The 10,170-nt window shown below is 42.8% G+C and carries 6 protein-coding genes and 1 pseudogene; 4 read left to right on the top strand and 3 right to left on the bottom strand.

All coding sequences use genetic code 11. The annotated features are described in order from the left end of the window. The coding region (locus BLV55_RS13895; RefSeq protein WP_093315497.1) for a copper amine oxidase N-terminal domain-containing protein at window positions 1-1,851 on the top strand (1,851 nt) is incomplete at its 5' end. A 322-nt stretch (window positions 1,852-2,173) separates the two neighbouring features. Here BLV55_RS13895 and BLV55_RS13890 read toward each other — a convergent pair. Continuing rightward, a complete protein-coding gene (locus BLV55_RS13890; protein WP_093315495.1) occupies window positions 2,174-3,166 on the bottom strand; it encodes a copper amine oxidase N-terminal domain-containing protein in 993 nt (330 codons plus the stop codon). Between the two features lie 108 nt (window positions 3,167-3,274). Further along, a complete protein-coding gene (locus BLV55_RS13885; protein ID WP_176968432.1) occupies window positions 3,275-3,925 on the bottom strand; it encodes a PHP-associated domain-containing protein in 651 nt (216 codons plus the stop codon). 222 nt (window positions 3,926-4,147) lie between these two features. On the opposite strand from BLV55_RS13885, the gene BLV55_RS13880 reads away from it, so the two are divergent. From BLV55_RS13880 to BLV55_RS13870, 3 genes are all read left to right on the top strand, one after another. Continuing rightward, entirely contained in the window at window positions 4,148-6,520 is a 2,373-nt protein-coding gene (locus tag BLV55_RS13880; RefSeq protein ID WP_093315491.1) for a bifunctional diguanylate cyclase/phosphodiesterase, read from the top strand. Between the two features lie 38 nt (window positions 6,521-6,558). Next, window positions 6,559-8,313, top strand: coding sequence for a sensor domain-containing diguanylate cyclase (locus BLV55_RS13875; RefSeq protein WP_093315489.1), 1,755 nt, complete (start codon window positions 6,559-6,561; stop codon window positions 8,311-8,313). 162 nt (window positions 8,314-8,475) lie between these two features. Continuing rightward, a complete protein-coding gene (locus tag BLV55_RS13870; RefSeq protein ID WP_093315487.1) occupies window positions 8,476-9,753 on the top strand; it encodes a serpin family protein in 1,278 nt (425 codons plus the stop codon). A gap of 256 nt (window positions 9,754-10,009) precedes the next feature. Here BLV55_RS13870 and BLV55_RS14510 read toward each other — a convergent pair. After that, window positions 10,010-10,170 (bottom strand): annotated as a pseudogene (locus BLV55_RS14510) (IS110 family transposase); the annotation flags it as partial.

Genomic DNA, 10,170 nt, shown 5'->3' with positions numbered 1-10,170 from the left:
ATGAAGAAAAAAAGAATTTCAATGATTTTATGTGTAGCATTGCTGTTTTCTCTGGTTTCCCTGGCATCCATGGAAAAGGCCTTTGCATCAGAAGGGGCTTGGGTGCTTAAAGAGACACTGTACGGAGTAGGTGCAGAATGGCAGGAGTCGCCACGTGGAGAGCATCGCTATAATGTTGGTAATGGCAATGGCGTATTGATTCAAGAAAGCAACAGACACGAAATTGAAGAACATAGTCCGGGAATAACCCATAATCACCCAGACAGGCATATGCATGTTATTTATGCGTGGACAACACCGCCAGAAGTGCTCCAGGCTGACCAGAAAGTCAGCATTGAGGTGAAACAGGAAGTAAGAGCGAATGAAACAGGAGGTTTATGGATTAACTTCCATGCTATAGCTAGAAGAGCCCTGTCTGGTGGACATTTTGAAATTGAGGGGCATCCCGGAAAAACTAGTTTAAGACTCGGACAATATCAAAGTGCAAAGAATGATGAGCTCTGGGTGCAAGGATCTACTTCCGTTACTTTCAGCGGAACGGTCTGGAGTGCTCTTCCAGAGGGAACTGAGCGAATCCTTCAGGTACAGACAGGACCAGGGAGAATGGGGCTATCGAGAGTTCGTTACGTCTACGAATGGCAGGAGAGCGCAGCGCCAGAGCCCACTCCAACGCCAGCACCAGAGCCGGCACCCACATCGGAACCAACACCTAGCTCCACCAGTGACGAAAACAACTTAATTTTTGATAACAATAATATCGCCGGTGTCCTGAATGGTCCCAGCAATCCAACCCAGTTTACCATTCAACAGCCCCATCAGATTACCAAAATAGAAACCTATCATTGGAACAATCAACGGGGAGCGCCAGCCGGCAGGATTGGGCTGCAACATACCGATGGAACCATATATGGTCCTTGGACCGCAACAGCTAGAACCGGATACATGAATACACCGAACGCCTACTGGTTTGTAGAGCCTAATGCCACCATTAAAGCCGGTACCTATACAGTGATTGATTCAGATCCAGCTTCCTGGTCTCATAACAGTCAATCCAACAACGAAGGTTTTGCCAGAGTATGGGGAAATGCAACAGATGCCCCCGCTCCAGCACCACAACCAGAGCCAGAACCAACCCCAACCCCGGCACCACCAGCCACAACTGGCCAGGCTATGGAAGCCACAAATGCCGGCAACCGGATGGAATGGCCTACTGTCAGAGGTGCATTAGGATACCGGATTTTTCGATCCACAGACCCTTCCAAACTAGGGGAATCCGTAACCGACTTCTTTATTGAAGAACTACCCTTTATTGATGTGAACATTCAACCCAATACAGACTACCATTACACCGTAAAACCAGTACTGCGGGAAGCCAATCCCCTGCAAGACATCCAGGAAGAACTGGGAGAAGCCATTGCCACTTACACCGTACGCAGCAGTTCCAATATCATCAGCAGTACACAACAACGAAGTTTTATCGTTCTGACCATTGATAAGCCCCATATGATCGTTAACGGCGTTGCTGAAGAAATAGACCCAGGTCGAGGAACCGTCCCAAGAATTACCTCAGGACGAACCATGGTACCCATACGAGCCATTGTAGAAGCCATGGGCGGTACCGTAGGATGGGATGGCAATGAAAGCAAAATCACCTTAAATGCCAGGGGCAACCAAGTAGAAATGTGGTTAAACCGAAACGATATTCGCACCAACGGAAGCATGAGTCGTATGGACGTAGCACCCGTGTCTATTGGTGGAAGAACCTTTGTCCCGCTCCGATTCTCAACGGATAATCTGGATGCTCGGGCGGAATGGATTAATTCTACCAGGGAAGTGGTGATTATTTACTAATTAAAAGATTAGTGGAAGCGGGGTCATAGATGACCTCGTTTTTATATTAGGTAAAGAAATAGAAAGAGCACAGCTATCTTAAAGGGCACCGTCGCTCTTTACTTCTTATTAGAGTGTAGCCTATCTATCTCAAATCGCTTTTGTTTGCCCACCTGGCAAAGGGAAGAAACAAACACAAAAAAGGCTACTGGAGAATCTCCAATAGCCTGATGATCTTATGTGTAACGATCAATGAAAAATGAGTAAAGTACAAATATGTTGGCATGACTATTTTGTATAAGATAGTCATGCTTGCATAATAAACCGTCGCCTCGACTGAAAATTACTCCATAGGGTCTTCGTTATCAATAAGAATTTGGTTTTCAAAAACATAAGCATTATTCATGGGAATTACCTTTCTGAAAAAAGACAACGGTACAAAGCTTCGGCCATCACGGACAACCGGAGCTTGACCTAAGGTAATAGGTTCGTCGTACTTCATGTTCACATACGCATCTTCACCGATGGTTAAGGTAATACTGTCGCTAAGCATAACGGTCTGAAGTTCTTCACTCCACATAACGTTGAATCCGATTTTTTCGGCAATGGCCGCTACAGGTAACATGACCACTTCTTCCTCTGTCATCCAAGCACTGGGTGCATCTAGCCGTTCTCCCTTTACGATTAGGTCCATCGACGTAACGTCTGGTTGATAGCGCTCTGGTTCATCGGTATCTTTAGTTTCATTTTCTTCTGGCAGCACCACTACTAAGTTGGGACTTGTTTGAGCCGGAATGCTTTTGGTGGCAGCGCCATATAAAACGGCTAAGGTTTTACCTTCCAGAGGACCTTCATAAACCTGGTGCTGATGGTCTATCACCATGGTATCCTCCTGCATTATAAGACGAAGATAGTTGGTAGAGTCTATTAAATGTTCATCAAATTCTCCAACAAATAACTGCTGATGGTCGCTAGAGACCATAAAGACTACGGCGTGGTATTGAGGTGGATAAATAGTGATCATGGGCTTTCGGTTGTCATAGTAAGCGATAACGGAATCTCCTTCTTTAGGAAGTTCATCAGTTATTGCGATTGTTTCTTCTGTAAGATGAAGATCGAAAGGATTTCCTTCCTGGTCTTCCATTCGCAGGAAAGCGCTGTCCGCATCAGCATCTTCGGTCATTTCCTTGACATAGCCGTCAATCTGCTGAAAAGCGAGTAATTCCTTTTCTTCTGATGTCGCTTCATCGGCAAAGGCTACCAAGGGTAACAGCGCTACTAATAAGGCGACTAAAATAGCTGTTGATCGATTTTTTTTGGCTGCAAATAATTTCATTGTCAATTCTCCTCCTGTTATTACTGGTAATTTTTTACGACTACAGACTAAGACGAAGGAGATTGAAAAAAAGTTGCAAACAAAAGAAGAAAAATTATACAAATGTTATTAGGACACAGCCAGCTCATGAATTTTTTCCATATCATAAGAATGATAGGTACCCTGACTGTAATAAACAGGAACAGTGTTACCAGCTCGAATTTCAGAAAGGAGATCCTCCATATGAATGACGTTACGGCTGAATTTGGTAGCAAAGACGCCGACTCGTTCTTCATAATGGGCATCGCTGCTTCCAAGCATCGGCAAACCAAGCTTTAATGCAGCTGCCCAGGCCTGTTCATTGAGAGACATAGGGGTGTTGCCGTTTAAGGCTTCAATGCCATCTAAGCCTTTCAGTTTGAACATGGTATCACCCAGAGCTCGGCCGTTTTTTCGGTAAGGATGGGCAGCAATGGAAATGCCGCCTCTTTCTTTTGTCCAGTTGATGAGTTCTTGGGCATGCATTTTTTGATCAGGAATATGATCCACTCCATAAAGAAGCAAATCTCCTTCATGGGTTAGCACTTCAACACCCACCAAGATAGGAAAATTCATTTCAACGCTGACTTTCTGTGCAATAGGGTAAAGGCCTATGCTATCGTGATCGGTAATACCAATGGCTTGCAGCCCTTTTTCTTGAGCCAGCCTCACGATTTTTCTTAAATCCAGAAAACTATCGGAAGAACAGGTCTTTTCATGAATATGTAAATCCATTAACATGATAAAAAACCACCTTTTTATGATAAAATAAAGAATAACGGTTAAAACCATTGTACCTTGTTTACCATAAACTTTGAAATAAAATCTATTTATCCAAAATCAAAAATGGATAGAAGATATCTATAGGTGGACAGCGACAAGGATATCGGTAGAGAAGGGACTGTCGATCGAACGACGAGGAAGCAAAAAATGGATGTGATCATGAAAGGTGGCTGACATTTTATGAAGAGTATACGCACAAAACTTTTGGCACTAATTCTTGGAGTCAGCCTGGTGATGGCATTGTTAACAGGCTACTTAGCTCAGCAGGTAGGTTGGAGAGTTGTAGCGGGAGAAACGGAAAAAACCTTGGAAACCATGGCGCGGGAAAGTGCGGAAAAACTGGCCATGATGTTTGAGATGCAATGGAATCACTTGGAAATACTGGCAGCACAGCCGGCGTTTATTCAAGGGGATTTAGAGACACAGTTGGATATCCTCAGACAGGAGCGGGATCGGTTAAATCTTGACGAATTTGCCATTATTGATGACAAAGGCAATGCATTTTATACAGATGGTACAGAGGTTAATTTAATGGATCGATCCCATATTCAACGGTCACTGGCTGGACAGAGAGCTATTTCAGATGTTTTGATTTCCAGAATAACAGGAGAGCCTTTTGTTGCGCTGATGGTACCGATGGAAACAGAAGATGGAAGACCAGCGCTTATTTATCTTCGGAATGACGGGGCCATGATTAATGATCTGGTTTCGGAGGTGAAGACAGAAATTCAAGGGAAGGCTTACATGATCAACGATTTTGGTGCATTTCAGGCATATCCGGAAAATGAAGAAATTGTTTATAGACGGGAAACATTGGAAACCCAAGCACGATTTTTTCCTGAATTAAAGGAACGGCGGAATTTTGTCCGGGAAGCAATGAAAAACCAGCAGGGTTCTGGAAGTTACTGGGTAGAAGAAGAGAAATATTTTATGGGCTATGCTCGGGTGCCTGGAACCCAGTTCACTTTATTAGCAGGTCGTCTAGCTACAGATGCAATGATGCCGATGGAATCCTTTCAGCAAACCTTCTATCCCATGGTGTGGATGTTGATTGCAATAGCCGCAACGGCATCTATGGTACTAGCTAACCATTTCTCCAGGCCAATTCTGGAGCTAGAACAGCTATTTGCCCGGGCAGCTGATGGTGATTTGACGGTTCGTGCAAAGTTCAACCATAAAGATGAAATTCAAAAAGCAGGAAAAAGCTTTAATCGAATGATGGATCAAATTAATCTGTTGACGTACTATGATCCGGTGACAGGACTACCGAATCATCGGGTTATTGATGAGGATTTTCAGAAACATGTAGAAAAAAAAGAAAACCCATCTCTTTGGACGCTAGTAATCGTAGCACCAGACAAATTTGGCCGCATGAACGAAAAATATGGATACCTTCATGGTAATGAAATGCTTCGTAAAATTGCGGAAAGGATCCGGCAGATTCATGATCAGGATTGTTTTTTGTATCGGGGGCTCAGTGATGAGTTTTTAATCTTATGCCATGAAGGAGAATCCGTTGCGCATTCTTTGCAACAGGCAACAGAGATGCTTAGTGAATTACAGCGGCCCTTTATGTTGGAAAATGAAGAACAGCGACTGGCTTTTAGTGTTGGAATTTCGGTTTATCCTGACCATTGCCGTAGTCTTAAGGATTTAATGAAAAATGCGGGTTTTGCAAAGAATATTGCCAAAGAAAGAGGAGGAAGGCAGGTTCAGTTATTTGATCCGGAAACCATGGATGAAGTCCTTAGCCAACGGGAATTAGAAAAAGATTTGGTGGAGGCCTTGGAAGAAAATCAGTTTTATTTGGAATATCAGCCGCTGGTATCATTGAAGGATGGTGAAATGGTAGGTGTGGAAGCGTTGGTTCGATGGAACCATCCGATCTATGGACGCATTCCTCCGGACGAATTTATTTCTTTAGCTGAAAGAAGTGGTCAGATAAGGAAAATAGAAAATCTGGTCATGAGGGAAGCTTGTCATCAGCACCAGGAGTGGGAAAAGATGGGGCTTAACCCAGGCATCATGGCAATCAATATATCCGCAAGGCATTTTGGTGCAATAGAATTTTTGAAAGATCTGGAAGCGGTACTGGAAGAAACCGGTATAAAATCCAGTTCTTTGGAAATTGAACTGACAGAAAGTACGGTCATACAGGATGTGGAAGGCAGCGTGGAAAAACTTCGTCAGCTTCAAAGAAAACAAATAAGGATTTCCATTGATGATTTTGGTACTGGTTATTCCTCCCTTAGCTATCTGGTACGTTTGCCGGTGAACACCCTTAAAATCGACAAGTCATTTATAACAAATCTGGAATATAGCCGACAGAATAGAGACATTGCATCAACGATTATTGCTATGGGCAGGTCTTTAGGGTTGACATTGATTTCAGAAGGAATTGAAACAGAAGATCAGTTGAAATTTATTCGAGATGAACAATGCCCTGTTGGCCAGGGGTATTATTTCAGTAAACCGGTGAGAGCTGAGAAAATAACAGAAATGCTTCAAGATAAAAGATTTCAGATTAAAGTAAAAGAAGATAGTGGATACTAGAGGCTAAGCATTCTGCTTACGCCGAGGAGGTAAAAGCAATGAAAATGGTGAATATCCTTTACCGGTCAAAAAAGCACTTAAACCAGTTTATTAAAAACAATGAGCTGGAAGGTAAAGGCCTGCTGGTATTGGTATTTGCTAATACAGCAAATAGGCATTATATTGCGGAAGTGAACCAACATATTATGAAGGTGCTGCCGGAAGCGACACTTGCTGGTTGTTCTGCTTCCGGAACCATCGATGGAGAACATATACGCAACGATGGCATTAGCATCACCTTTTGTCAGTTTCAACAACCTGTTGAATTACACGCTAGTTATCGTGAGGTGACAGAAGGCAATGAAGAAGCCGTAGGAACGCATATAGCCCGTCAAACCCTTCGAGATCATAGCAAATTACTGCTTCTTTTTGCAGAAGGGCTGCATACGGATCCTACCCGGCTTTTAGAGGGCGTTTCGAAAATATCCACAGATATTCCAATTGCTGGTGGAATGGCAGGAGATAACCTTCGATTGGACAAAACCTTATTATTCTTAAATAATCATGTTTTTGAAAATGGAGCCGTAGGGATTACGGTCAATAGTCGTCATTTGTCGGTTTCCAACGCTTATCGTCTTAATTGGAAAAGAATTGGGAAAGAAATGACTATCACAAAATCCTCCGGAAATCGAGTATATGAAATAGATCATCGGCCGGTTGAAGCATTATATCGGCAATACCTGGGAGTGGAAAAGCTGGAAGCCCTTCCTCATTCCATCGGTGCTGATTTTCCCTTATTGCTTCGACGTAAGGAAATGGATATAGCTCGCTGTGTGGTAGGGCTGTACGAAGATGGAAGTGTTCAATATGCTGGTGATTTACAGGAAGGCGAAGTCGTACAGTTTGGTTATGGAAATCCGTCCATGATTTTGGAAAACATGCAAAAAGATTTTTTGCCCCTACAGTCTTTTCCGGCGGAAGCGGCCCTTATTTTTTCCTGTGCGGCTCGGCATTCGCTGTTAGGGGAACATACGGCAAAAGAAGTGAAGCCTCTCTCTCATTCAGTGAGCACCGCCGGCTTTTTTACCTATGGAGAATTTTATCATTCCGAACAGACTCACCATGTGTTGAATGCTACGATGACTATATTACTTTTATCTGAAAATGCTTCGCATACTCCGGAAATAACCATGAATGAATATACCCTATGCAGGAAAAAAACGGCTGACCGACAACTTTCCAGCATAAAAGCCTTAACCCATTTGGTGGACCAGGTAACGTCAGAACTGGAAGAGGCAAATCAAAAACTTACTTTTCGAAATAGCCAACTACTGAAAATATCGAAACAGGATGCGCTGACAGGTTTATACAATCACAAAGCTTTTTATGATCTTCTGGGCAGAGAAATCGAATTTGCTCATAGTGCTGAAAAGCCTTTGTCCCTTGCGATGATAGACCTGGATTACTTCAAAGAAATCAATGATCAATGTGGTCATACGGCTGGCGATAAATTGTTGACAGCCATTGGAGAAAGCTTGAAACGATGTTGTCGGGAGGATGATTTAGTGTGCCGGTATGGTGGTGATGAGTTTGCTATTATTTTTCCAAACACGAAGCAAAACCAGGCCCATGAGATCGTCAAACGAATCCAAAAGAAAATAGAAAAACTAACACCACCAACCTGCGATAAAGCCATCAGCCTGAGTGCCGGTATTGTAGAATTAAAAGATAAGAAACCTCAAGATCTGGTGGAACTAGCTGATGTATTGCTTTATAAAGCAAAAAGTGCAGGGCGTAAAAACATTGTCGTATAAATAGAAATCCAATCCTTTACCTGAGCAGAGGTAAAGGATTTTTTTCGGAAAGCAACCAATTACTTGAAAAGACGTCTATATCAGTGAAAGAGATTCCAGGGATGAAGCAGAACCGTACAACCGTACAAGGAAGAAAAACATTTTGAAAGGAGCAAAGAAAAAATGAGGAAAAGCAAAGGAAAAAAAACCATTTCTCTCGTAGTGATGTGTTTGCTGCTCTTAAGCCTTCTTTTGGTAGGCTGCGATGAGGTGGAAGCTGATCTGCCTGTCGAAATTTCAGAACCGGCACCGGAGGTGTTAGAATCCTTTGATCAGGAGCTGGCAAACAAGTCAAATCAGTTTGGGTTTCAGATGTTTCAGCAGTTAATGGAAGGAGAAGAAAATAAAATGATTTCTCCTACCAGTATGTACACAGCATTGGCCATGACTATGAACGGTGCTGATGGCGAAACCCGTGAAGCCATGGCAAAAACCTTAGAGGTAGAAGGCGTTGATCTGGAAACCTTTAATCTGAACAATAAGCTTCGTCAATACTTGCTTCAGGAAGCTGATGAAGAGGTGACTCTCCGTATTGCCAACTCCCTCTGGATGAGAGAGGGAATCTCATTAAACCCAGCTTTTATTCACAACAATCAGCAATATTACAGTGCGGCGGCTAATGCGCTGGACTTTAGCACAGAAGAAGCTGTTGAAAGGATTAACCAATGGGTTGAAGATAGCACGGAAGGATTGATCGAAGAAATAGTGGAATATCCGATAGATCCTCAGACCCTTCTGTTTTTAATCAACGCCGTTTATTTTCAAGGAGATTGGACAACGGCTTTTGATCCGGATAAAACAACAGAAGAAGCTTTTTATCGTTCTGAAGAAACCCTGAAAGGAATATCTTTTATGAACCGTCAGGATGAATTTTTATACCTGGAAAAAGAAGAAGCTTTTCAAGCCATCCGACTTCCCTATGGAGAAAAAGAACAAATGGCCATGTATGTGTTTCTGCCTTGGAAAGAGCGTTCTTTAGAATCCTTTGTAGATGATTTATCGACAGAACAATGGGAAGAATGGAAAAATCAGTTTTCCAGACGGGAAGGACATCTGAAATTACCACGATTTACAATGGCTTACGAAAAAAGTTTAAAAGAAGCCTTGAGCCGTATGGGGATGGAGATTGCTTTTGATCCAACACAGGCCGATTTTTCGGAGATGGTAAGCTGGGAGCAGGGAGAAAATGCCTTTATCAGCGATATAAAACATAAAAGTTTTATTGAGGTAGAAGAAACAGGGACAGAAGCAGCAGCGGTTACTTCTGTAGAAGTGCGTGTCACTTCTATGCCAATAGAGGAACCCTTCCAGATGGTAGTGAACAGACCCTTCTACTTTATGATTCATGATGAAGGAACCAATGAAATATTGTTTATGGGTATGGTGGCAGAACCGAAATAATGAATAGAAAAAACATGACAAAAAAGTGCGACTATTCTTGACAGTTCCCGATGAGAAGCCTATAATGAAGCGAAAGTGGTAATACCACTTTCGCTAAAAAAGACTTGTGGTGATAAGTCAAGGGGGTAATGCGAAAAAAATTTACTTTTGACGATAATAGATTTGAAAAAAGCGCACACAAACCAGACCCGAATCAAACCAGGAATATTTGTTCGGGCAATAAAGGGCATACGGATCGATCAGTAAAGATCGATAATTACACGCTCCTTTCCGGCGCATAAAGTTGGCGGTTGCGTAGCAGCACATCCACCATCCGCACCAATTTTCTTGCCGTCAGTACAAGGGCACGTTTATGTTGATGCTTCGGCACTTCACGATACTTTTTCAAGTAAAACTCACGGTACACAGGCTCATGGC

The sequence above is a fragment of the Tindallia californiensis genome, from assembly GCF_900107405.1.
GTDB classification, from domain to species: domain Bacteria; phylum Bacillota; class Clostridia; order Peptostreptococcales; family Tindalliaceae; genus Tindallia; species Tindallia californiensis.
Note: the sequence above shows the minus strand (reverse complement) of the source record. Positions and strands in the feature narration are given on the sequence as shown.